Here is a 22,603-nt window from a genome sequence, read left to right on the forward strand (position 1 = left end):
ATATCCAGCACAGCATCTGCCTGCTCTTTAATGGCACTGGAATTATCTACAATAGATTGCACCAAGACATTGATATTACTCTCAATCTCACCTAAAGATTTTTGGGTGCGCTCAGCAAGTTTACGCACTTCATCGGCCACCACCGCAAAGCCGCGCCCATGTTCACCCGCGCGCGCGGCCTCAATAGAGGCATTCAGAGCGAGCAAGTTGGTCTGATCGGCGATTTCTGAAATCATCTCCACTACATTTTTGATCTCATGGCTTTGGGCGATCATATCATCACTCTTAGAGCTCACAGAGCTGATATTTTGGGTAATTACCTCGATGTTCTGCGTAGTCTGTCTGATCTCTTGGGATTGTTGGGCGGATTTGGTAGCCAGCTCATCCATGCTGGATTTAAGTCCCTGACATCTGTCATTGAGTGTGTTGGCATACCCCGAAGAGGTGATCAGCATTTTCACAATTTCAGAATCTAGCTGGTTAGTAGCAACTTCAAAATCCCCTTTAGCATTCTCAATTTTCGCCGTAAAATCCAAATTTTGATAGGCACGCACCACATTTAAAATGCGGTTTAAGTCCGCTCCAACCCGCTGTTCTAAAAAGTCAATCATGGTATTGATGGTCTGAATCAACTTAGAGAGATGGGGTGTGCTGGCCTTCGCTTGGATTCGCTGGGTAACATCGCCTTGTTCCACAGCAGAGGCCACAGAGATCACATCTGCCATGATCGCGTTATCGTTTTGGAAATTCTCCTGAATCTTGAGCACATTTTCATTGATTGCCTTAAACATCTCGCCTATCTCGTCATTTTGCTTGGAATGACAGATCGTGATCTGCACCTGTTCGTGATTGAGTAGTTTAAAGAACTTATCCAGGGTTATAGAGACATGCTTAACGCGTTTCACGACGCTGTAATGGATGTATAAGAATACCACTACCATTGTGATGACGAGCAAAATCGCCACAATGATAGTAACACCCTGACGCACACGCGAGATGTGTTGATACAGATCTTTTTTGGAGATGACAGCTCCAATCATCCAGTTATGCCCTTGGTAAATATTCTGAAAAGGGCGAAAAGTGTAGAGTGCAAGGATTGATTCTGAGTGGAGCACATCAGAATAGAAAGTGCCCAACATACTCGATCCTTCTTTAGCATTTTCCCTGAAGTTTTCAATTTCTTGGACTTCTTGGCCGGACATGACCTCGCTAAATGCCTTGCCTTGCAGATTATGATTGCGATTGATGGCAAAAATACGATTACCTCCCCCCATAAAGAAGCCATTTTCTGCTACTTCTGTGGGGAAATACTGTTTCTGCAAGAGCTCCATATTGATGAAAACACCCGCTACTGCGACAAGTGCACCGTGCTCGTCAATAATAGGCATGGCAATGGTAGTGCCAAAACGCTTGGTCCCATCAAGCAAAGCAGTAAAATCAGTAGAGGAACGCGTAGGCTTTTGACTCTCCAGCACTTTTGTAATCAAGGGGGATTGCAAAATAGAGGGGGAGTTGCGATAGGAGCGCACAGTGTTATCTGGTTCTTCTATGGACGCGTAACTGCTGTAAGGCTGTTTATCGTGCAAGAATACCAGCCATGCTTGGCGTATAAAATGCTTGTTGAGCACCAGTTTTTCAACATTATCCTGAAGTGTTTTGTCTTCTGCGTCTCTTAGGAAAGCAAATCCATCATCCGAAAAATAGGCAGTGTAGTGAGTCAAAGATTGCGCCAGGTTATTGAGCACTAAGGTAATTGTCTTAGCTCGGTTAAATGCTTGGTTTTTGACTGACCGATTGGCATCATGAATCAACATTTCTGTTGCCTCATGTGTAAAATAGCTTCCTACCAGCACAAAAGAAACGATCAGAATGATAGCAATCATCAAAACACTCTTGGTTCCGAGTTTGAGATTTGTTAGCATGACATTCTTCCTTTCTTGTTCAAATGGATATCCATTTTTTATTTAATCATTTCTTGCAAAAAATACGATTAAATCCCTGCACAACACCAACATATGCTTAAGTATCTATGACAGAGAGTGCCCAAAGTTGCGCCCATGGGTAGTGGTGGTAAACCCAAATACCTCTAACATTTGGGTACTTCGCGAGCGCCTAAAGACTTAGGTACACTTTCCAGATAAACACTCTGGGAGGGGAAGGCAAAACTCAAGCCCAGTTCTTCGACAATCTGCATGATCTTGAGCATGACATCCTCTTTAACCGCCAACCACTCTCCCCAAATCACCGTCCTAGAAAAGCAATACACTAAAATGTTGATCGAACTATCCCCAAAATTGTCCACAAAGACAAATAGGTTGGATTTATAGCCCATCAGATCGTCCATGGACACGATGTGTTCGCGATCCATCATGTAATCCTGCTGGGCATTCAACTCCTGCTTGGTAGACGCATCTAAATCGGAGAATTTAGCAATCTTGGGGTGTTGCTCAAGCATGGTGCGGATGGCATGGACACATTGGACGAGCTTATCTCTAGGAGAGCCATAGGTCAGCCCAATACTCATTCTGATCCTGCGCCCCACTTTGCGGCGATTCCAGTTGCGGATGGATTTCCCCGCTAGCTCAGAATTGGGCACGAATAAGAGCGCGTTGTCAAAACCTCTCACCGTCGTGCGCCTAAGACCCATTTCCACCACCGTGCCTTCCACATCGCCACATACAATCCAATCTCCCTGCCCAAAGGAGTTGTCTAGGAGCAGAATGACTGAGGCAAAGAAATTAGCCAGCAAATCCTTGACTGCCAATGCCACGGCCAAACCTCCAATCCCTAGCGAGGCGATGATAGCCGAGATATTGAATCCTAACTGTTTGAGCACTGCTAAAATTGTGATCGTTACAATGAAAAAATAGGCTACCTTGAGGATAAGGTTGACCACCTCGCGTCTAAAGCCATTGCGCTTGGAAGCTAGAGTCGCAAGTAGAGCCGCACCATAAGCCTTAAACAAAGCGATACCCAGCCAACCTAGCAAAGAAATGTAGATCACCCCCAAATACATGTTAAATTTGATGGGCGTAGGGTGAGGGTAGTGCAAAATATCTATAGAGATATCAAAGCTATAGATGAGCAAGAAAGTAGAAATGGGGGTGATGATGCTGTTGCGGATTCTCTGTTGCACTTGTTCGTTTTTACGGCTAAAGCGCACAAAGAGATCGAGGAATTTCATAAAAAGGGTGGTGGCGAGTTTTCTCAAGGTGAGTAGGACTAGTAGCAAGGCAAGAGAGAGCAAAATTTTAGCACTCTGAAGCCCATGCGAGCTGGGAAAGAGCTTGTTTAGTATGGCAGCGATGCGCTCTAAAATCCATTGCATATCGATACTAAGAAGAATATTTTTGGAGAGCACTTGGTCGGGATGCTGTTGGATGTAGTGGAGCACTTCTAAGTAGGTCTTGAGTTTGAGCTTATAGTCATCTAGCGTATCTTGAAGGTGGTGCAAGTTGAGCGTGTTCAAATCAGTAGGAAGGACATAGGTTTTAGCCATGGCTCCCTCAAATTTTAGCAAGACAGCCATGCTCAAGGTTTTGACATCTTTTTCTTGGCTAAAGAAATCCAACGAAGTGCGCAATTTCTCTAAGAAGTCATACATTTGCTGGTCGGCTTCTAAATTCCTGAGCTCCAAAGTGCTGAGCATGTAGGCGTAAATATCATTACCCTTACTGCTCTTGAGCAAAGTTTGCTTGAGCTGCGCTTGTTTTTGTAAGTTTTTCTGGATATCGATCCCTATATGCTCTTGATTACGCAATAAACGCAACGCAAAAGTGTGAATCAAATCGTTCTTTTGATCGCTAAAAAGGGGAACCTCAGAGCGTCTAGCGGGGTCTTGCTCATAGTGCGCAATCACCTGATTGAGTTGTTTGATTTGTTTTAAGAGGATATAGAGATCGATCGCATCTGGATCGCTGTCTGCGCGCACCAAACCACACACACATAAGAGGCTCAGTAAGAATGCGCGCACCCACCCTATCATGGTGCTAAGACCCATTTCTTGAAGAGATCGCCGCGCTCCTGGTAAGAACTAAATTGGTCCAAGCTGGCTGCGCTGGGTGAGAGCAATGCGATCTGGTCGCGCTTTAAAGAGGCTTTGATCGCATGCACGGCGCTGGCTAAATCTCCACAATGCAGCGCATTCACGCCGTATTTCTTCGCCATCTCAGACATCAAAGCTGCGCTAGTGCCAATGGTGTAGATTTGCACCTGCATATGCGCCAATGTTTCAAACAAGGGGGTTAAATCCATCTGCTTGCTATCCCCTCCCACAATCAAGTGTACATAACGATGGGCAAAACGCGCCAGAGCCTTGAGTGTAGCGTCTACATTGGTCGCCTTGCTATCATTGACCCATGTGCGCGCCTGCGCATCTTGGAAGACTTCTAGGCGGTGGGGTTGGAGAGCGTAGCTATTGAGGCGATCATAATCAATGGTGTTAAAGGCTAATTTAGTCGCGCTTAAAGCCAAGAGTGCATCTAATAGAAAGGGTTCTTCAAAGCGCACTTTGGCAAGCTCCAAGCCCATCTGCTGGGCCAAGTGGGTAGAGTTTTCATAAAAAATGAGTGTGGGTGCATCTGATCTCTTCAAGGCCATTCGCACGAGGGGATGGGTTTGCAAGCACGCTTGTAAAAACGCAGGACTGCCTCCACGCATCAAGCCCAATGGCTTGAGTTTTGCGCGCACATAGTGCTCGTAAGTGCCATGCCAGTTGAGGTGATCTTGGGCCAAGGGGAGCAGAATGTAGAAATCAGGGGCGTAGTGTTGCGTATAGTGCAAACTAAAGGAACTGCTCTCTAAAATCCAAATTGGTGCATCTAAATTGATCAGAGGCACTCCAATATTTCCACCCACCTGAGCTTCAAAGGGCTCACAGAGCAAGCCCAGCATTTCGGTCGTGGTGGTTTTGCCATTTGTACCACTCACAAAAAGGGTGCATGCGGGGCGTCTGATCTGTGCGACATAATCGTATTCACTCACCAAGTGCTGACTCGCTAAAACTAGAGGGTGATGGGGGGGTATACCCGGGCTGACAATTTCCACGCTAGAGCGCGCGGGGTCAAAGGTGGCAGAGGGGAGCAAGGGCTGATTATGAGGGGTGGTTGCAGGAGTGTGGACATTGTCATCATAGATCGTGCAAGACATGCCATGCCGATGAAAATAGGCGGCAAAAGCCTTGTTAGTGCGTCCATACCCAAGCAAAGAGATCATTGCATCCACCACTTAATTATGATTATACTTTTTAAGTTTAACACAAAAACTACAAAATATGGTTTAGACCTAGCGCACTTTAAGGCTGAGCAAGGCCACAAGATTGCTCAAAATTGCTACAATCCAGAAACGCAAAATAATCTTGTTCTCTGGCCAACCCTTGGATTCAAAGTGATGGTGCAGGGGAGCCATGTGAAAAATGCGCTTCTTGCGCACCTTGTAACTTCCAATTTGCAGGATCACCGACATCGCTTCTAGGACAAAGATCGACCCCATTAAAATGAGCAAAATTTCATTATTTGTAATGATAGCCATGTAGGCGATGAATCCCCCAATCCCCAAACTCCCACTATCTCCCATAAACACCTCAGCTGGAAAGGCATTGAACCACAGAAAACCCAATAGTGCTCCCATCAATGCGGAAGACACCACCACCACCTCGCCACTATGGAGCACTTTGGGGTAGAGAAGATACTTGCTAAATTCGGCATTGCCTACAACATAGATAAAAACGCTTAAACTCAACAAGACGCAAATACTAGGCACAGTCGCCAAACCATCAAGACCATCGGTGAGATTAACCGCATTCGTGGTCGAGAGAAAGACGAGCACCCAAAACCCCAGTAACAATATGGGATGGTCTTGAAAGGAAAAGAGGGGCGTTTTCAAAAAGGGGACATAGAGGTTCTTTTCTGAAATGAGCGTGTAAAGCACGCCCACAATGCTTAAGGAAACCCCAAAAAGCAGGGCCATTTTGAGTCTGGAGGAGATGCCTGCATTCTTCTTTTGGCGAATCTTGGTGTAGTCATCTTGCATGCCAATAGCCCCAAAGGCGAGTAAGCTCCAAAGAGCTAAAAGCACGAAGGGATTGTCCAATCTCGCGCTGAGTAAGGAGGAGATAATAGTAGTGCCTAAAAAAACCACCCCGCCCATCGTGGGTGTATCCTTTTTATTCTGATGGGGAATGAAATCTGAGATGGGCTGGCTGGCTTTCGTGGCTTTAGCCCATCTAATGAAAAGAGGCATTAAGTAAACACAAGCAAAAAAACTGATAAAAAACGCCAACCCTGCCCGAAAGGTCAGGTATTGAAAGATGTTTACACCAAAGTATGTGTAGAGATAGTAGAGCATTGTGCGTCTTTGAAACTAAGATCAAGCTCGTATTATGCTCAATTTTGCTGAATCCACTTCCTGCGAAAAATTCTCACTACCAATCACAAACGCATGGCTTTAAAGTCCATGACTTACGATGCCCATATTTCTAAGTCTTTTTAAATAAGATTAATTCGTAGGAAGTCTTTTCAAGGCGTTTAGTCTCTGGTTGCGCTGGGGCGTTTTTTTGTAAATGGGCTTGTAATTCTTCATTGAGGCGATCGAGCTCATCTAGGCGATCTTTAAGGCGCAAGATAATATCCACCCCAGCCAAATTTACGCCCAATTCGCGCGTGAGGCGTAGAATTGTCTTGATTTTATCCACATCTCTTTGGGAGTAGAGGCGCATCTTGCCATCTGTACGTTTGGGCTCTACTAGACCTTCTTTCTCGTATTGGCGCAGAGTTTGGGGATGCACCCCTAAAATCTTAGCCACCACACTAATCAGGTACAGCGGTGCGTCGTAATCTAGCATGGGCGATCCTTTAGGGCAACTGCTGTAGAGCCTGTTTAACCTCTGTGCTCATGTGATCGGTATGGGGCAAGACCACATTGGCGTTCAAATATAAATCGCCCATGTGTCCACTCTTGCGATTTTTAACCCCGAGTTCCTTCAGACGGAATTTTTGGGCATTTTTAGTATTAGGGGGAATCTTCAAAGACACATCTTTATAGAGGGTTTGAATATCTACTTTGCCCCCAAACAACGCTGTTTTTAAAGGCACATCAAAGTTTTTAATGAGATCATCCCCTTTTCTAGTATATTCCCCATCCTCCAACACATGCACTTTTAAAAGTGCATCCCCACGCATGCCCGCTTGTTGGTGTCCCTTGCCCCGCGCGCGCAACACCTCACCCTCTTTCACACCCGCAGGAATCTTGATCTCAAAGCTCTCATTAGCAGAGAGCTGTATCTTGCGCTGCGTGCCTAGCACCGCCTCTTTCAAACTGATCTGCAAATCAACTTGAATATCCAAAATCTCCCGATTAAAGCCAAAGCCCGTATTCCTAAAACCCGTATTAAAACCCCCAAAACCACCCCCTCCAAAGATTTGGGATAAGATGTCATCAAAATTCGCATTCCTCCCCTGCGTGCGGGCAAAGTCGCTAAAATTCTGCCCTCCAAACATGTTGTCTCCAAATTGATCATACTGAGCACGCTTTTGATTATCGCTTAAGATTTCATAGGCGGCATTGACCTCTTTAAACTTTTCTTCGGCTTCCTTGCCCTTGTTAAGATCGGGGTGGTATTTGCGCGCCAATCTGCGATAAGATCGTTTGATTTCCTCCGGACTGGCATTCTCGCTCACCTCTAAAGTTTGGTATAAACTCTTTCCCATTGTTGTCCTTTTATAAAAATTAGAAATATTATAGCATAAAACTTTAGTCTTGTAGTATCAATTTTATTTAGTGTCTAAAAACTCTACATAGCCCTGTTGGCGCAGTTGGCATGCAGGACAAATCCCACACCCATAGCCAAACCCATGGCGTTTTTCTCGCACTCCCTCATAACAGGTATGAGTGTGCTCTAAGATCAACTCTAGCCCCTCCAAAGCGTGGGCGAGCTGAAACTCTTGGGCTTTACTGGCAAACATCAAGGGAGCTAGCAAGTTGATTCCCTCCTGTGTGCCAAAAGCCCCTAGATTTAAGCTAGTTTGCAGGCTTTCTATAAAATTTTGCCGACAATCAAAATACCCGCTATAATCCTGCATAGACACCCCTAGCAACACCGCCTGCGCGCCTAAATTAAAGGCGTAAGCGTGTGCGAGAGTGATAAAGAGCGCGTTGCGATCGGGTACAAAGGAGCTAGGCAGGTTTTGGGCTTGGGGATGAGGGGTGTTGAGCGCGTGGGGAGTGTGTGCAAAAAGGGCAGAGGTGCTGATTTCCTGCAAACAAGGTAAACTTAGCACCTTATAAGGTAGCTCTAGCATGCATGCGATTTTGCGCGCTTGGGCGAGCTCAATGGCGTGTTTTTGATCGTAATTGAAGCCCAGCAAATAGGTTTGTTTAAAAGTGCGTTGAGCCCAAATGGCTAGAGTGGTGCTATCCTGCCCCCCGCTAAAACAGAGCACGCAGGTATCTGTTTTGAAATCTCGAATCGCAAGCATTTTTTCTAGGTCAAAGGGATTAAACATGTTTAGTCTTTTAGCATCATTATAACATGGCAGATTGGGACACCGCTTTTTTGCATTTGAGCCACGCTCTACCTCCAAACTTGCTAACTCTGCATACAATGATCGAACAGAGTGGTTTTGAAATCTATATCGTGGGGGGAAGTGTGCGCGATCTACTCTTGGGCAAAAAACCCAAGGATTATGATCTAGCCAGTAGTGCAACCCCTGAGCAGCTTAAGATGATTTTCGAGGGCATGGAGGGAGTGAGTTTAATAGAATTGGGGTCTGCTTATGGCACGCTGGGCGTGCTCTATCAAGATCGCCTTTTTGAGATCACTACCTTTAGAGAAGAGGGGTTCTATCGCGATCACCGCCACCCCAGCGCGTTAAAATTTGTAAAGTCCATGGAGAGCGATTTAGCGCGGCGCGATTTCACCATTAACGCCCTAGCCTTTCATCCTCAAAAGGGTTTGCTCGATTTGCATGGCGGGTTAGACGATCTAGCCAACCAGCAATTAAGATTAGTGGGCGATCCTGCTATGCGTCTACAAGAAGATGCGTTGAGGATTTTAAGAGCTCTACGCTTTGCTAGTGTTTTGGGTTTTTCCCTTGAGTCTGCTACCCAAAAAGCCCTTTGGGATCGCTCCTCCCTTTTAGAGAGCATTAGCAAAGAGCGTATCCGCATAGAATTTTTTAAACTCTTATTGGGGAAGTTTGCTAGCACTATCTGCGCGCAATTTCAAGCTATCTTAAAGAATGCCCTACAAGCGCACTTTACCCATTTAGATTATTTAGACACAACCCCGCCTAACTTACGTGCCCGTCTCTTGTTGATCTGTCAATCATGGGATAGACAAACCTTGCTAGATTTTTGCACGCGTTTAAGATTTTCTAAGAAACTCACTCAATCCCTGTGCCAACTGCATGCCCATCTCCCCCTAGGGTCTGTAGAAAACTCTCGTCTATGGCTCAAAACACAATTACAAAGCCTCAATTTAGGCGAGCTGCGCGCGCTTTTAGGCTTTTATCAAACCCAAGACCCCCTTTTGAGCGCATGCTTAAAAAGCGAACTCAAGGAGATTTTAAAAAACCGCGAAGTCTATTCTCTGCGTTATTTAGCGATTAATGGCCTAGACTTACTGGGATTAGGTTTTCAAGGCGCACAAATTGGCACGCTTTTGAAGGCATGCTTAGAGGGGGTAATGTGTGAGGCTGTGTGTAATGACAAGGGGGCGTTGTTGCAATACATCCAAGAATACCGCTGGTTAAGAGAAAATTAGTTAGAATGCCCCCTATGTCTAAACTCCAATTTGATAATCTATTGTTTTTAGCGCCTTTAGCGGGCTATACAGACTTGCCTTTTAGAAGTGTGGTGAAACGCTTTGGGGTGGATATCACCGTTAGTGAAATGGTAAGCAGCCACGCGCTCGTGCATGCCTTTGAGAAGACTGCCAAAATGTTGGAAAAATCTCCCCATGAAAACCCCTTTAGCGTGCAAATTGCCGGCTCTAAGGTGGAGATTGTACAGAGGGCTACAGAATTGCTCAACCAGGTGGAGGGGATCGATATTGTGGATTTTAATTGTGGTTGCCCAGCCCCCAAAGTGGCCAATCATGGCAATGGGAGTGGGTTACTCAAGGATTTAAACCATTTGGTCCATCTCTTAAGAGTGGTGCGCGATCACACTAAGAAGCCCTACACCAGTGTGAAAGTGCGCTTGGGATTTGAACGCAAAATTCCAGAAGAGATTGCCCACGCGCTTAATGATGCTCCGGTGGATTTTGTGGTGGTGCATGCGCGTACGCGTGCGGATCGCTACAAGAAGGAAAAGATCGACTATGAGAGTGTGCGCTTGATGCGCCAAATTCTAAACAAGCCTTTGATTGTTAATGGCGAGATTGATAGCGTGCAAAAAGCTCAAGAGGTGCGTGCCTACACGGGGGCACAGGGGGTGATGATTGGGCGGGCAAGCTTGATTAAGCCCTGGATTTTTTGGCAAATCAAGCACAACACCCAAGAACTTCCCCCTGTGCTTAAAAAAGATTTGGTTTTAGAACATTTTGATAAGATGGTAGAATTTTATGGGGAGAGGGGGGTTGTAATGTTTCGCAAGAATTTGCACGCCTATGCTAAGGGGCATGCGGGGGCGAGCGCGTTTAAGGGGGTTGTCAATAGCATGAGCGATCCGCGAACGGCGCGCGTGCAGGTGGAGGAGTTTTTTAGCCATGCGCAGGATTTGCACGACTTCCCTCAAATTATTTCTTTAAATAACCAGAGTTGTTGATGCGCTTTCAAATCATTGTTTTATTGGGCTTGGTGCAGGGGTTGTGGGCTGTGAAGAATCACATCTTTACGGGTGCGCGACTGGGTTCTGCCAAAGGGTTTTCCAGCAGTTTTAGCGAACAGACAAGCATGAGTAATCCCAGTGTAAATCCCAATGGCAAGCCTGTTTGTCCTCAAAATCTGTGCAAGGGCAATCTGATTACAGGCTACTACAATGTGGATAAGCAAGCTAATTTTGCATTTACCTACACTGTGGGTGATGAGATTTTTTTTGATAAATTCGCTGTAAGCGGCATGCGTGTTTATGGCACGCTGGAATACATCAATGCCTACTTAGGTGCTCTGAATAAAACCATCAATCAGGGAGGCAAGAATTACAGCCCCCAGTATCTTAAGGCCATTGATCCTGCAACTGGAGATGTGATTCCCCAAACGATTGTCAATGGCAAGTTACCCGATGGTTTTAAAAATGTTGGAGGGGATTTAGCTGTACCCAGTGGGTATAGCTCCCCCTGCGCTCCCTTAAGCGCGCAAAATCCTCTAGGAATCTGTCCTACTCCCAATCCACAAAAGCGTCTGCTGCAACAGGGGGCCCATGTGCTGAGTTTTGGATTGAATGTGGATGTTTTTTTAAATATTCCCTTGGATATTTGGATTAAGAAAATCTACTCCAAAATGTTTTTTTTCAAAGTGGGCATGTTTGTGGGGGGAGGTGTGGAATACACCATGTTCTGGAGCGATCGTTTTTTCAACCAGGCACTGGGCAAAAAGACCCGCTTTTTGGCCGCAGGTAGTGGTTTTTTTGTGAATGTGGGCACACAAGTTTACATGGGACAACACAACCGCATCATTGTAGGATGGAAGATTCCCTACTACAAACTCAGCGCACAGAATTGGTATAACTATGGCAACAGTAATGTGGGCACACAGCAAACTCTCAAGCAATCTCTAAGCCTTGTGCCCCATGGGCAATTTTATGTGGGCTATGCTTACCTGTTTTAGAACCAGGTACGCGTTCATATAGACTTCAAAGGGTTTTGGGTAGCGATGAGGTACTGGTTAGCGATTCTTTGGATTTCTTTTTAAAACTCCCCTTAAAGTCTAACAGAGAGAAATTTAGCGCGTCGTCCTCGCACACTTCAATGCAACGCCCACAGCGCGTGCACTCCCCTGAATTTACCGCCGCGCTTTTCAAGCCCACCATCCACAACACCTGCGCCTCTGGGCACACTTCCAAACACAGATCGCACTTGGTGCAACGCATGGCGTGGTGCTGTACTTTCAAGAGCGCATAACGCCCACTGAGCGCATAAAACGCCCCTAAGGGGCATAGATGTGAGCAAATGAGTTTATCACCTATAAAGGTATCAATACAGAAGAGTAAAAGCCCAACCCCCACCCATGCGCCCGTACCAAAGATAATCCCCCTTTGCACAATGCCAATATAAGACACACTCTCAAAAGCAGGTAAGGATAGCACAAAGGAGAGAATAAGGCTTAAGGCTAAGAGTACATAGCGCGTGGCTTTGGGAATAGACATATACGCCCGCACAAACCCTAGTTTGCGCCGCACCCAAGATGCACTATCTACAATGGGGTTGATTGGGCAGACCCATGCACAAAAAGCGCGCCCTAAAATCAAGCCATAGACTCCTAAAATGATGAGTGCACCTAGCAGTGCCCCTAAACTCATCTGCAAACTAGCCAAATAGACTTGTAGCACGGCAAAAGGGTCGCTCAAGGGCACGCGATTAAAGAGCACAGACGCACTCAAATTGCCTGTCAAAATTGCATGCGCCCCGCCCCACGCAAAGAGGGCTAAGATTCCTGCCTGCACCACGCGCCTAGCCACGAGGTAGCGCACTACAGATCGCCTTGATTGAGATAATCCATGGGGTCGTCCTTATGGGGGGTTTTAGGGGGTGGTGTGGTGGAAGGGGTGGGCGCCCCCATTTTAATGTAGTGCGTATCGGCTTGCCCGCTCACAAACTCACTAGGCAGAACCCGAATAGCGGGCTCTTTAGTGATACACGCGCGCTCGCACAGCCCACAACCCACACACACGCTAGGTTCTACTACGGGCAACATGTAGGCGTGTTTGGTGTGGTCATCGTGTTTGAGCTCTAGCTTGATCGCCTTATCAATCAAGGGGCATACGCGATAACACACATCGCAGCGCACTCCCCAAAACGCCACGCAAGAGTGCGAATCCACCACCGCAATTCCCATCTTCAGCGAGGCGATCCCCTGACTAGGCTCTAAGTGCTGGTGATCGAGTGCGTCTGTGGGACAGGCTTTAATGCAGGGAATATCAGAGCAAAGGTAGCAGGGCACCTGGCGTGCGTTAAAAAAGGGGGTGCCTATCTTGGGAGTGTCTAGCAAACTAGCTAGTTTAAGCGTATCATAGGGGCAGGCCTTGACACATAGCCCACAACGCACACACGCGCTCAAGAAACGGGCTTCATTTTCAGCCCCCGGAGGTCTGAGCGCGTAGGTGCGCTTTGCTTTGAGCAAGGTCCCTAGAAACAGCGCACCCCCAGCGCACAAACACGCCCCCCCAATCGCCTTTTGCAGGAAGGCGCGCCGTTGCATGAGATCAGACCTTAGTGATTTTCACGGCGCACTTCTTGTAGTCGGTTTGTTTGGAGAGTGGACAAGTGGCATCTAAGCACACCTTATTGATGAAGACATTCTCATCAAACCATGGCACATAAACCAAACCAATCGGGGGGGTGTTACGCCCACGCATATCTACCCGCGCCTTGACTTTGCCCCGTCGCGATTCGATCCACACCGCATCGCCCTGATTAACCCCCAGTTTTCTGCCATCTTCTTCATGCATGTAGCACAAGGCTTCAGGCACAGCTCTAAAGAGTTCAGGCACGCGCATCGTCATCGTGCCGCTATGCCAATGCTCTAAAACCCGTCCTGTTGCCAGCCAGAAAGGATATTCTTTATTGGGGCGTTCAGGGGCTTTCATGAAGGGCCTAAAGAAAATCTTAGCCTTGTTTTCTAGGCTTTTGGGCGTGGTGGTAGTAGGAGCTTTGAGATCCCCACTGACGAGTTTTTTGCCCGCCTTGCCATAGAAAGCAAAATCACTACCCGGGGCAGCCTTTTTGGCGTAGTAGTCGTATTGCGTGTTAAAACGCCAAAGAGTTTCTTTGCCATTGACTACGGGCCAGCGCAAACCTCTAACATGGTGGTAGGCATCAAAATACGCTAAATCATGCCCATGCCCCTCCCCGAACTTGCGATACTCCTCCCAAAGGTATTTTTGGATGAAGAAGCCATAGCCCTTAAAAGGCTTGCCATCACTGCCCACGACATGGCGCTTATCCCCATGCACTTCAGAATTAGGTGCACCTTTGGCGATAGGGTCATTACTTTTATAGCGTTTGGCATACTTATTAGCAAAGAGCACATCATAGAGCGTATCGCTGTCTTTATAACCCATTTTGTGTGCTTGGGCTAACACATTGGGCAAAGTGAGTTTGTCATTAACCTTTTGTTCTCCCCAAACCTCCTTGAGTTTAAAGCGCTTGGCAAATTCCAAAATCTGCCACGTATCGCTCATGGCGTGTCCTACTGGGGTTACTTGCTGTTTCCAGTGTTGGGATCGCCGTTCCGCATTCCCATAAGCCCCCCATTTCTCATAAATCATCGCGCTGGGCAGAATCAAATCCGCCACTTTGGCACTAATCCCCGGGTAGCAATCGCTCACCACAATAAAGTTGTCCATCTCTCTAGCAGATTTGATCCAGTGATTGGCATTGGCGGTATTCTGCCAAGGATTATTGACCTGCACCCAAATAAATTTGACTTTCCCATCTTCTAGGGCACGCATCATGGCCAAAAAGTCATAGCCGGGTTTGGGATTGATGGTGCCATGGGGTACATGCCAAAGTTTCTCGGCAGTTTTGACATGTTCGGGGTTAGTTACGACCATATCTGCAGGCAGGCGATGGGCAAAAGTACCCACTTCTCTAGCTGTGCCACAAGCACTGGGCTGACCTGTAAGAGAAAACGCCCCACAACCCGGTTTAGCTTGCTTGCCCAGCAAAAAATGCACCATGTAAGCCTGTTCATTCACCCAAGAACCCCGTGTGTGTTGGTTGAAACCCATTGTCCAAAAACTCACTACTTTACGATCTTTTTCGATGTAGAGTTTGAGAAGATTTTGCAATTTGTGCTTAAAGCTCTCTAGTGATTCGTTGGCATCTCCCTTAGCCACTTGGGCCACATAATCCAGGGTATAAGGTTCTAGGGCTTCTTTGAATTGGGCAAAGGTGATCTCCCAGTGTTTGCCCGCTTCGTTTTGATGTTGCATGTGCAGCACATCGCCTGCCTTAACCCCTAAGTGTTTGAGAGCAATCGCCTCCTCTGCGTCCAAAGTAATAGCATTTTGCTTTTCTAAAGTGTCCTTTTCACTTGCTCTAAAGCCATGATGATTGGGATCGGATCGCATGCCATAGCCAATATCTGCATAACCGGTGGTGAAGACAATGTGCTTGTCGATGAAATCTTGATCGATTGCCTCAGGGTGATTATAGACGATTTCTCTAGCGATGTAGTTCCAAATGGCTAGATCCGTGTTAGGGGTGAAGATGATTTCCATATCCGCCATGCTAGAAGTGCGGTTGGTGAAGGTGGTCAAGTTAACCACTTTAACCTTATCGGCATTGCTCAATTTGTGATCGCTCACCCTAGACCACAAAATAGGGTGCATTTCTGCCATATTGGCCCCCCAGGTGATGATGGTGTCCGTGGCCTCAATGTCATCATAACACCCGCTGGGCTCATCAATCCCAAAAGTCTGCATAAAACCCACCACCGCGCTGGCCATGCAGTGGCGTGCATTGGGATCGATATTATTGCTTCTAAAACCCGCTTTGACTAATTTACTGGCTGCGTAGCCTTCCTGAATTGTGTATTGCCCGCTTCCAAAAACCCCTACCCCCGTAACGCCTAATTCCCGATAATACCTTTTAAATTGTTTTTCCATTTCATCAAAGGCGCGTTGCCAAGAGATGGGTTTAAATTTGCCTTTTTTATCAAATTCACCTTGCTCATTCACTCTCAAAAGAGGTTGCACCAAACGATCAGCCCCATACATGATCTTAGCGTTAAAATAACCCTTGATGCAGTTTAAACCCCTATTGACGGGAGCAAGCGGATCGCCTTTGGTAGCGACGATCTTATCGCCTTTGGTGGCGACCATGATTCCACAGCCCGTGCCACAGAAACGGCATACTGCTTTATCCCATTTCCAACCTGCCTGCGCTTGCTGCGCTTTAGCGGCTAGACTTGGGGGAGTGAGTAGCCCTGCGCTACCTAAAGCTGAAGTGATGGCCGCAGATTTTAAAAACTCGCGTCTGGAATTATCTTGTATTTCGCGTGGACCCGTCATGCAACACTCCTTATAATGATAGGGAGCTATTATATTCTAAAATTCGTTTAAGATGAGCGATTAGGGGTGTTTATAGTTAATTTTTATCATTTTTTGGCTATGATCGCGTACATTGCGGGCTTACAATACAATGGAGAGATACGAAATGGGGAGTCCCTACAAACATCTGACGCACAGGGCGCGCAGGTTACCACTTTCTGTGTACCGGTGGATTGGTTTTGTATGGCTATTGGGGGGTGTGTGCGGGGTGTTGTTTTGTGTGGAAACATTTGCTGTCAAAACCCACCAAGAATGGGTGCAGCATTTGGATCACACCGTGATTTCTTGGGTGCGCACTCACCCCATTCCCGTTCCTGGGAGTGGCTATGTGCAGTTCATCAGCGTGGCAACCTTTTTTGCATGGTCTAAGTTCACATTAACTTTGGCGGCGCTAGTAGGTTTGTTTTACATTTTTGTCCAAAGAGATAAAGTATTTGGGCTATTTTTTTTCTTGAGCATTGTTCTAGGCGAGACAACACTCAAAGTTTTGAAACTCTGGATCGCGCGTCCTAGGCCTAGTACAAATGGAGAAATACATTTGGCGCATGGTTTTAGCTATCCTAGCGGACATGCCTTAGCTGCCAGTTTGTTTTATGGATCGTTATTGGTTTTGGTGTGCGTGAGTTCTATGGAAACACGCACCAAATGGGCTCTAAGCCTCATCTTATTACTGTGGATTTACCTAATGATGTATACAAGAGTGTATTTAGGGGTGCATTATCCCACCGATGTGTTAGGAGGGTTTTTGATGGGTGTAACCTGGGTGTGTTGTTCGATGGGCTTGTATGTGGGATGGCCAAAAAACGCTAGAAGAGTATAGGGTAGCGCGTGGATCTTAAGAGTTTATTTCAACAGATTATCGATCTGTTTTCTAGGCTCAATAAAGCACAAAAAATCACTATTGTTACAGCTTTTGTGCTGGTGGTAGCCTTCCTCATCTTTTTGCTTGTTTACCCCACTCGGGGTAAGGATGATTTTTCTAATTACGGCGTGCTTTTTGAAGGAATGGACAATAGCGATAATGCCCTAGTGTTGCAGTACCTGCAACAAAAACAAATTCCTTATAAAATTCCCAAAGACGACACTATTCTGATCCCCAAGGATCGCATTTATGAAGAGCGTATTTCTTTAGCGTCTCAAGGGATTCCTAAAACCAGTAAAGTAGGCTATGAAATCTTTGATACGAAGGATTTTGGCGCGACAGATTTTGATCAAAATATCAAGTATATCCGTGCCATTGAAGGGGAACTCAGCCGCACCATTGAGAGTCTCACGCCTATAGATAAGGCCAGTGTGCACATCGCTATTCCTAAAGATAGCGTGTTTGTGAGTCGGGAAATCCCGCCCACTGCATCAGTAATGCTCAAGATCAAACCCAACATGCGCCTACTGCCCAAACAGATCATTGGTATCAAGAATTTGATCGCCGCTTCTGTGCCCAAACTTGTTGTAGAGAATGTGAAGTTAGTCAATGAGAATGGCGAACCCTTGGGAGAGGACAATGAATTAGATAGCACAAAAGAGTTGGCTCAAGCCCAGCTCCACTACAAGCAGAATTTTGAGAATTTACTCGAAAGTAAAATCTCTAACATCCTCAGCCCTATTGTAGGGGGGCGGGATAAGGTCGTGGCCAAGGTGAGCGCCGAATTTGACTTCAGTCAAAGGAAAAGCACTAAAGAAACCTTTGATCCCAATAATGTGGTGCGCAGCGAACAGACCATGGAGGAGAAAAAGGAAGGCTTCCCTAAAAAGGAAGTAGGGGGTGTGCCCGGGGTGGTGAGCAATATCGGACCTGTGCAAGGTGTCGCTAACGATCAACTCAGAGAAAAATACGAAAAATCCCAAAACACTACCAACTATGAGGTGGGCAAGACAGTAAGTGAAATCAAGGGGGAATTTGGGGTGCTTACCCGTTTAAATGCGGCCGTTGTAGTTGATGGGCGTTACAAAAAAGTGGACAAAAACGGAACAGAGACGATCGAGTATATTCCTTTAAGTGCTGAGGAGATGGATAAGATCAATGCGCTTGTTAAACAGGCAATTGGCTATAACCAAAATCGAGGGGATGCGGTGGCGGTAAGCAATTTCGAGTTTAATGCCAAAGCCACCAAGTATGTGCCCATGACTGCCTATGAGAAATTTGTCAATACTGCGGAGAAGTATGTAGGACCCTTTACATCTCTCTTTAAATATCTCATTATTGGATTGATTCTCTATGTCTTCTATAAAAAAGTCATCACGCCTTTCAGCCAACGCATGTTAGAAATCCACCCTGATGAGGAGGAACAGGTGCAATCCCTTTTTGCAGCAGATGAAGATGATGATGAAGAAGTTGATCGCTTTGGAGAGATGCGCAAAAAAGTGGAGGATCAATTGGGCTTGAGCGCGAGTTTTGATGAAGAAGATGTGAAGTATGATATTATGCTAGAGCGCGTTAAAGGAGCTCTTAAGGAAAAGCCTGAGGAAGTGGCTTCTCTATTCAAATTACTCATCAAAGATGAGGTGGCGATTACCAGTACAAAAGGAAACTAGATGGCAAAGCTAACTCCCAGACAAAAAACCCAATTAGATGAATTTACAATGTCTGAAAAGCTTGCAATTTTGCTCATTCAAGTGGGCGAAGAGGCCACAGCAGGGATTTTGCGCCATCTGGATGTAGATTCTATTACCGAGATTAGTAAGCAAATTGTCCAGCTAGATGGCACGGATAAGGCTGTGGGGGCAGCGGTTTTAGAAGAATTCTTTGCAATTTTACAATCTAACCAATACATTAATAGCGGAGGTTTGGAGTACGCGCGTGAACTCTTGATTAAAGCACTCGGACCAGAGCAGGCTAAGGTGATTTTGGAGAAGCTCAGTCGTAGCTTACAGACTCAGAAAAACTTCGCCTATCTAGGGCGTATCAAACCCCAGCAGCTTGCCGACTTTATCATCAACGAACACCCTCAGACCATCGCGCTCATTTTAGCTCACATGGAGTCTCCCAATGCCGCTGAAACGCTCAGCTTTTTCCCCGACGATATGAAGGCAGAAGTGAGTATCAGAATGGCGAGTTTGGGGGATATTTCCCCTCAGGTTGTCAAGCGGGTTTCTACTGTCTTAGAGAATAAACTAGAAGCTCTCACGAGCTATAAGGTCGAAGTGGGCGGTCTTAGAGCAGTGGCCGAAATCTTTAACCGTTTAGGTCAAAAGGCGGCCAAGACAACCTTGGCGCGCATTGAAAACATCGATGCCAAATTGGCCAATGATATTAAAGAGATGATGTTCACCTTTGAAGACATCTCTGGCTTGGATAACTTCGCCATCCGCGAAATCCTCAAAGTAGCTGATAAAAAAGACCTCACCTTGGCGCTCAAAACCTCTACAGAGGAGCTCAAGGCTAAATTTTTGAGCAACATGAGTAGCCGTGCCAGCGAGCAGTTCATTGAAGAAATGGCCTACTTAGGGGCAGTAAAAATTAAAGATGTGGAGTCCGCTCAACGCAAGATCATCGAGATAGTCCAATCGCTTGCTGAAAAAGGCATTATCCAAATGGGTGGAGAAGAAGACATTGTTGAATAATTTCAGTGAAGAGAATTTGATCGCTAAGGACGATCTCTCTAAGCATACTATTGCGCGTTACGAATTTAAATCCATTACCGATTTTCCCTCCGAGCCAGAGCCTGATAAAGATACGCCCCGTGTTGCGCCCCAACCACCTCCAGAACCTCCCCTAGAGCCTCTCACGCGTTCCATTCAACTGGAGAATGAGCTCGTGGAGTGTTTGCTCAAAAAAACCGATGAGCTCTCCAGCCATCTAGCCAAGCTGCAAATGCAATTTGAAAAGAGCCAAGAGGAAAACCAAACCCTTTTACAGCAAGCTAGAGAAGATAGCTACAAGCTGGGCTTTAAAGAGGGAGAGCAAAAGGCTAAGGATGATCTAAGTGCGGGCATCGACGAAGAGAAAAAGCATCTCCTGCAATCCTTGAGCGCGATCGATCAACAGATGCAACAATCTCAAACCCACCTAGAGACATTAGAAAAGGAGTTGAGCGCGATTGCTGTGGAAATCGCCAAAGAGGTTATTGTCAAAGAAGTGGAAGAAAAGAGTCAAGAAGTTGCGCTAGCTCTAGCCAAGCAACTTTTACAAAATATCATGGATGCGACGGATATTTGCTTGAAAGTCAACACTCTGGATTACCCCTATCTTTCCCAGCATCTCAAAGAGATGCCAAAAATCAAGTTAGAGCCCAATGATGCCATTGCCAAGGGAGGCGTGCTTATCAGTAGCTCTCAAGGGAATATCGATGGCAATTTAATGACTCGCTATAAAAATCTCAAGGAAAGCGTGCTAGATAATCTAAAGGTATGAGATGGAAGCGGTGCCGGTGAGAGAATTTGAAGTATTCGAACAAGAGGGTGCAGCACTTGAGAAGCTGTGCACATTGTTGCGTAAGCGCATTTTAGAAGTGGTGAGTTCTAAAGGAGGGCATCTAAGCTCATCATTAGGGGCGACCGAACTGATTGTAGGCTTGCATAGTGTCTTTGATAAAGACAAGCACCCTTTTATTTTTGACACCAGCCATCAAGCTTATGCACATAAACTCTTAACTGGGCGTTTTGAGAGTTTCGACACCTTACGCCAGATACACGGCTTAAGCGGGTTTTGTCACCCTGGCGAGTCGATCTATGATTATTTTATCGCTGGACACAGCTCTACGGCAATCTCTGTGGGTGTGGGAGTAGCTAAAGCGTATGCGCTTAAGGGCGAGACACATGTTCCCATTGCAATCGTGGGGGATGGGAGCTTGAGCGCAGGGCTGGCTTATGAGGCACTCAATGAGCTAGGTGATCGCAAATACCCTCTGGTGATTCTCTTAAACGATAATGAGATGAGCATTTCTAAACCCATTGGAGCAATTAGCAATGCCCTTTCCCAGCTCATGGCTCGCCCGCTTTACCAGTCTTTCCGCGATAAGATAAAGGCTGTGCTAAAATCCATGCCAGAAGGGGTAAATTACTTGGCTAATCGCTTTGAAGAGTCCTTTAAACTCATCACACCGGGGATCCTCTTTGAAGAATTGGGGATTAGCTACATGGGTCCTATAGACGGGCATGACTTAGAAGCCGTTGTGCAAGCGCTCAAACTGGCCAAAGAAACCAAAGTGCCTTTGTTAATCCACGCCCAAACTACAAAGGGCAAGGGCTATAAGATCGCTGAAGGACCCTATGAAAAATGGCATGGAGTAGGTCCCTTTGATTTAGCTACGGGATTACCCAAGAGCGCTAAAGATACTTCTAAGCCCCTAAGTCCTACAGAGATTTATTCGAATGCCTTACTTGCCTCTGCCTCTGAAGATGAAAAAATTGTTGGGGTTACAGCGGCGATGCCAGGGGGTACAGGGCTGGGCAAGCTCATAGATGCCTATCCTGATCGCTTTTGGGATGTAGGCATTGCCGAACAGCATGCCGTAACCTCTATGGCCGCATTGGCTAAAGAGGGTTTTAAGCCTTTTGTGAGCGTTTATTCGACCTTTTTACAAAGAGCTTTTGATCAAATTGTGCACGATGTGGCTATTATGTCCTTACCTGTGAAATTTGCTATCGATCGGGCAGGAATTGTGGGTGAGGATGGCGAGACTCATCAAGGCCTGCTAGATATTGCCTATTTGCGTCCCATTCCCAACATGGTCTTGCTCGCCCCCCGTGATAACGCCTCATTAAAACACGCCATTGCCTTTGCCAAAGAATACCATGTGGGTCCGTGTGCGTTTCGTTATCCACGAGGAGGCTGGCTGCTCCCGGAGGGAATGTTTGAAGCAACTCCCTATGCCTACGCTAAGAGTGTGCTGCTAAAGGGAGGGAAGGATATTTTATTCGTGGGCTATGGTAATGGGGTGGGGCGCGCATACCAAACTCTTAAAATTCTAGCCAAAGAAAACCTAGATATTGCGTTACTGGACCTATGTTTCTTAAAACCTTTGGACACAAGCCTTAAGGAAATCTTAACTTCTTATTCTCGAATCTATGTTTTTAGCGATTCATACTGCATAAGCGGTGTGGGAAGTGCGCTGCTAGAATTTATGGCTCAGATAGGATACCTTCCCACTCTCTTTAAAAGTTTTGAAGTGCCCGATTTCTTCGTTTCTCATGGCAACACAACTTTGATTGAACAAAGTCTAGGAATCGACCCTGTGAGCCTGGCGGATAGGGTACGCCAAGACCATGAAAGTTTAAGGGATCTTTCTAGTGACGCGTGCCATCTTCGCTAACAGACTCCACCACTTTGTTTTCAAAGAGCGATAGAAGTCTTGGCTTATTGCCGTTGCTACATATCCGTGAACCGCTCCTCCCTAAAGGGAGGAGCTTCCTAACTAACAGAAACCAGCGTTTCTGAGCTCGAAAGGCTTTGCTG

General features: G+C 46.3%; 18 protein-coding genes. 8 read left to right on the forward strand and 10 right to left on the reverse strand.

Going from position 1 to position 22,603, the window contains the following annotated elements; all coding sequences use genetic code 11:
* The 7 genes from KCO92_RS07595 to queC form a co-directional block, all read right to left on the reverse strand.
* The coding region (locus tag KCO92_RS07595; RefSeq protein WP_281728040.1) for a methyl-accepting chemotaxis protein at nt 1-1,922 on the reverse strand (1,922 nt) is incomplete at its 3' end.
* Nucleotides 1,923-2,086: 164 nt separating this feature from the next.
* Nucleotides 2,087-3,985: a mechanosensitive ion channel family protein gene (locus tag KCO92_RS05550; RefSeq protein WP_199766159.1), complete on the reverse strand. Its 1,899-nt coding sequence runs from the start codon at nt 3,983-3,985 to the stop codon at nt 2,087-2,089.
* The gene (gene murD / locus KCO92_RS05555; RefSeq protein ID WP_104695180.1) at nt 3,982-5,214 is read right to left on the reverse strand and encodes a UDP-N-acetylmuramoyl-L-alanine--D-glutamate ligase; all 1,233 of its coding nucleotides are present in this window, start codon (nt 5,212-5,214) and stop codon (nt 3,982-3,984) included. Before murD ends, KCO92_RS05550 begins: the two co-directional genes overlap by 4 nt.
* Nucleotides 5,215-5,283: 69 nt before the next feature.
* Entirely contained in the window at nt 5,284-6,345 is a 1,062-nt protein-coding gene (gene mraY, locus KCO92_RS05560) for a phospho-N-acetylmuramoyl-pentapeptide-transferase (protein WP_104695181.1), read from the reverse strand.
* 130 nt (nt 6,346-6,475) lie between these two features.
* Nucleotides 6,476-6,841 (reverse strand): heat shock protein transcriptional repressor HspR, encoded by a 366-nt coding sequence (locus KCO92_RS05565; protein ID WP_104695182.1) that lies wholly within the window; start codon nt 6,839-6,841, stop codon nt 6,476-6,478.
* Nucleotides 6,842-6,851: 10 nt separating this feature from the next.
* Nucleotides 6,852-7,706: a DnaJ C-terminal domain-containing protein gene (locus KCO92_RS05570; protein ID WP_104695183.1), complete on the reverse strand. Its 855-nt coding sequence runs from the start codon at nt 7,704-7,706 to the stop codon at nt 6,852-6,854.
* Between the two features lie 63 nt (nt 7,707-7,769).
* Nucleotides 7,770-8,501: a 7-cyano-7-deazaguanine synthase QueC gene (queC, locus tag KCO92_RS05575; RefSeq protein WP_104695184.1), complete on the reverse strand. Its 732-nt coding sequence runs from the start codon at nt 8,499-8,501 to the stop codon at nt 7,770-7,772.
* A 26-nt stretch (nt 8,502-8,527) separates the two neighbouring features.
* Here queC and KCO92_RS05580 point away from each other — a divergent pair, with 26 nt between their 5' ends.
* Genes KCO92_RS05580 through KCO92_RS05590 form a run of 3 tightly spaced genes read left to right on the forward strand, consistent with a single transcriptional unit; the run spans nt 8,528 to nt 11,765 of the window.
* Nucleotides 8,528-9,760, forward strand: a complete 1,233-nt coding sequence (locus tag KCO92_RS05580) for a tRNA nucleotidyltransferase/poly(A) polymerase-related protein (RefSeq protein WP_104695185.1) — start codon at nt 8,528-8,530, stop codon at nt 9,758-9,760.
* A 14-nt stretch (nt 9,761-9,774) separates the two neighbouring features.
* Nucleotides 9,775-10,764, forward strand: a complete 990-nt coding sequence (locus KCO92_RS05585) for a tRNA dihydrouridine synthase (RefSeq protein ID WP_104695219.1) — start codon at nt 9,775-9,777, stop codon at nt 10,762-10,764.
* Nucleotides 10,764-11,765: an outer membrane beta-barrel protein gene (locus tag KCO92_RS05590; protein WP_104695186.1), complete on the forward strand. Its 1,002-nt coding sequence runs from the start codon at nt 10,764-10,766 to the stop codon at nt 11,763-11,765. Before KCO92_RS05585 ends, KCO92_RS05590 begins: the two co-directional genes overlap by 1 nt.
* Nucleotides 11,766-11,790: 25 nt before the next feature.
* Here the strand turns inward: KCO92_RS05590 and napH are convergent, their stop codons facing one another.
* The 3 genes from napH to napA are packed head-to-tail and all read right to left on the reverse strand — an operon-like array spanning nt 11,791 to nt 16,170.
* The gene (gene napH / locus KCO92_RS05595; protein ID WP_104695187.1) at nt 11,791-12,627 is read right to left on the reverse strand and encodes a quinol dehydrogenase ferredoxin subunit NapH; all 837 of its coding nucleotides are present in this window, start codon (nt 12,625-12,627) and stop codon (nt 11,791-11,793) included.
* Nucleotides 12,627-13,355, reverse strand: a complete 729-nt coding sequence (napG, locus tag KCO92_RS05600) for a ferredoxin-type protein NapG (RefSeq protein WP_104695188.1) — start codon at nt 13,353-13,355, stop codon at nt 12,627-12,629. The genes napH and napG overlap by 1 nt, the downstream gene beginning before the upstream one ends.
* 4 nt (nt 13,356-13,359) lie before the next feature.
* Nucleotides 13,360-16,170 carry a periplasmic nitrate reductase subunit alpha gene (napA, locus tag KCO92_RS05605; RefSeq protein WP_104695189.1) on the reverse strand — a complete coding sequence of 937 codons (2,811 nt, stop codon included), beginning with the start codon at nt 16,168-16,170 and terminating at the stop codon, nt 13,360-13,362.
* Nucleotides 16,171-16,369: 199 nt separating this feature from the next.
* Between napA and KCO92_RS05610 the strand changes: the two genes are divergently transcribed.
* From KCO92_RS05610 to dxs, 5 genes are read left to right on the forward strand one after another with little or no spacing between them, the layout of a single operon-like run.
* Nucleotides 16,370-17,029, forward strand: a complete 660-nt coding sequence (locus KCO92_RS05610) for a phosphatase PAP2 family protein (protein WP_233709701.1) — start codon at nt 16,370-16,372, stop codon at nt 17,027-17,029.
* An 8-nt stretch (nt 17,030-17,037) separates the two neighbouring features.
* Nucleotides 17,038-18,741 carry a flagellar basal-body MS-ring/collar protein FliF gene (gene fliF / locus KCO92_RS05615; protein WP_104695191.1) on the forward strand — a complete coding sequence of 568 codons (1,704 nt, stop codon included), beginning with the start codon at nt 17,038-17,040 and terminating at the stop codon, nt 18,739-18,741.
* Nucleotides 18,742-19,770: a flagellar motor switch protein FliG gene (fliG, locus tag KCO92_RS05620; protein ID WP_104695192.1), complete on the forward strand. Its 1,029-nt coding sequence runs from the start codon at nt 18,742-18,744 to the stop codon at nt 19,768-19,770.
* Entirely contained in the window at nt 19,763-20,560 is a 798-nt protein-coding gene (gene fliH / locus KCO92_RS05625; RefSeq protein ID WP_104695220.1) for a flagellar assembly protein FliH, read from the forward strand. Before fliG ends, fliH begins: the two co-directional genes overlap by 8 nt.
* A 1-nt stretch (nt 20,561) precedes the next feature.
* Nucleotides 20,562-22,460, forward strand: a complete 1,899-nt coding sequence (gene dxs, locus KCO92_RS05630; RefSeq protein ID WP_199766096.1) for a 1-deoxy-D-xylulose-5-phosphate synthase — start codon at nt 20,562-20,564, stop codon at nt 22,458-22,460.
* The last annotated feature ends 143 nt before the right edge of the window (nt 22,461-22,603 follow it).

Origin of the sequence: Helicobacter salomonis, from assembly GCF_017979425.1 — a bacterium.
GTDB lineage: Bacteria > Campylobacterota > Campylobacteria > Campylobacterales > Helicobacteraceae > Helicobacter > Helicobacter salomonis.

What these genes read in the sequence shown, in the direction of transcription:
- napA (WP_104695189.1), bottom strand. Translation starts at nt 16,170, where the DNA reads ATGACGGGTCCACGCGAAATACAAGATAATTCCAGACGCGAGTTTTTA.
- fliG (WP_104695192.1), top strand. Translation starts at nt 18,742, where the DNA reads ATGGCAAAGCTAACTCCCAGACAAAAAACCCAATTAGATGAATTTACA.
- KCO92_RS05590 (WP_104695186.1), top strand. Translation starts at nt 10,764, where the DNA reads ATGCGCTTTCAAATCATTGTTTTATTGGGCTTGGTGCAGGGGTTGTGG.
- murD (WP_104695180.1), bottom strand. Translation starts at nt 5,214, where the DNA reads ATGATCTCTTTGCTTGGGTATGGACGCACTAACAAGGCTTTTGCCGCC.
- KCO92_RS05580 (WP_104695185.1), top strand. Translation starts at nt 8,528, where the DNA reads ATGGCAGATTGGGACACCGCTTTTTTGCATTTGAGCCACGCTCTACCT.
- KCO92_RS05550 (WP_199766159.1), bottom strand. Translation starts at nt 3,985, where the DNA reads ATGATAGGGTGGGTGCGCGCATTCTTACTGAGCCTCTTATGTGTGTGT.
- queC (WP_104695184.1), bottom strand. Translation starts at nt 8,501, where the DNA reads ATGTTTAATCCCTTTGACCTAGAAAAAATGCTTGCGATTCGAGATTTC.
- KCO92_RS05565 (WP_104695182.1), bottom strand. Translation starts at nt 6,841, where the DNA reads ATGCTAGATTACGACGCACCGCTGTACCTGATTAGTGTGGTGGCTAAG.
- KCO92_RS05585 (WP_104695219.1), top strand. Translation starts at nt 9,775, where the DNA reads ATGTCTAAACTCCAATTTGATAATCTATTGTTTTTAGCGCCTTTAGCG.
- napG (WP_104695188.1), bottom strand. Translation starts at nt 13,355, where the DNA reads ATGCAACGGCGCGCCTTCCTGCAAAAGGCGATTGGGGGGGCGTGTTTG.
- mraY (WP_104695181.1), bottom strand. Translation starts at nt 6,345, where the DNA reads ATGCTCTACTATCTCTACACATACTTTGGTGTAAACATCTTTCAATAC.
- KCO92_RS05570 (WP_104695183.1), bottom strand. Translation starts at nt 7,706, where the DNA reads ATGGGAAAGAGTTTATACCAAACTTTAGAGGTGAGCGAGAATGCCAGT.
- dxs (WP_199766096.1), top strand. Translation starts at nt 20,562, where the DNA reads ATGGAAGCGGTGCCGGTGAGAGAATTTGAAGTATTCGAACAAGAGGGT.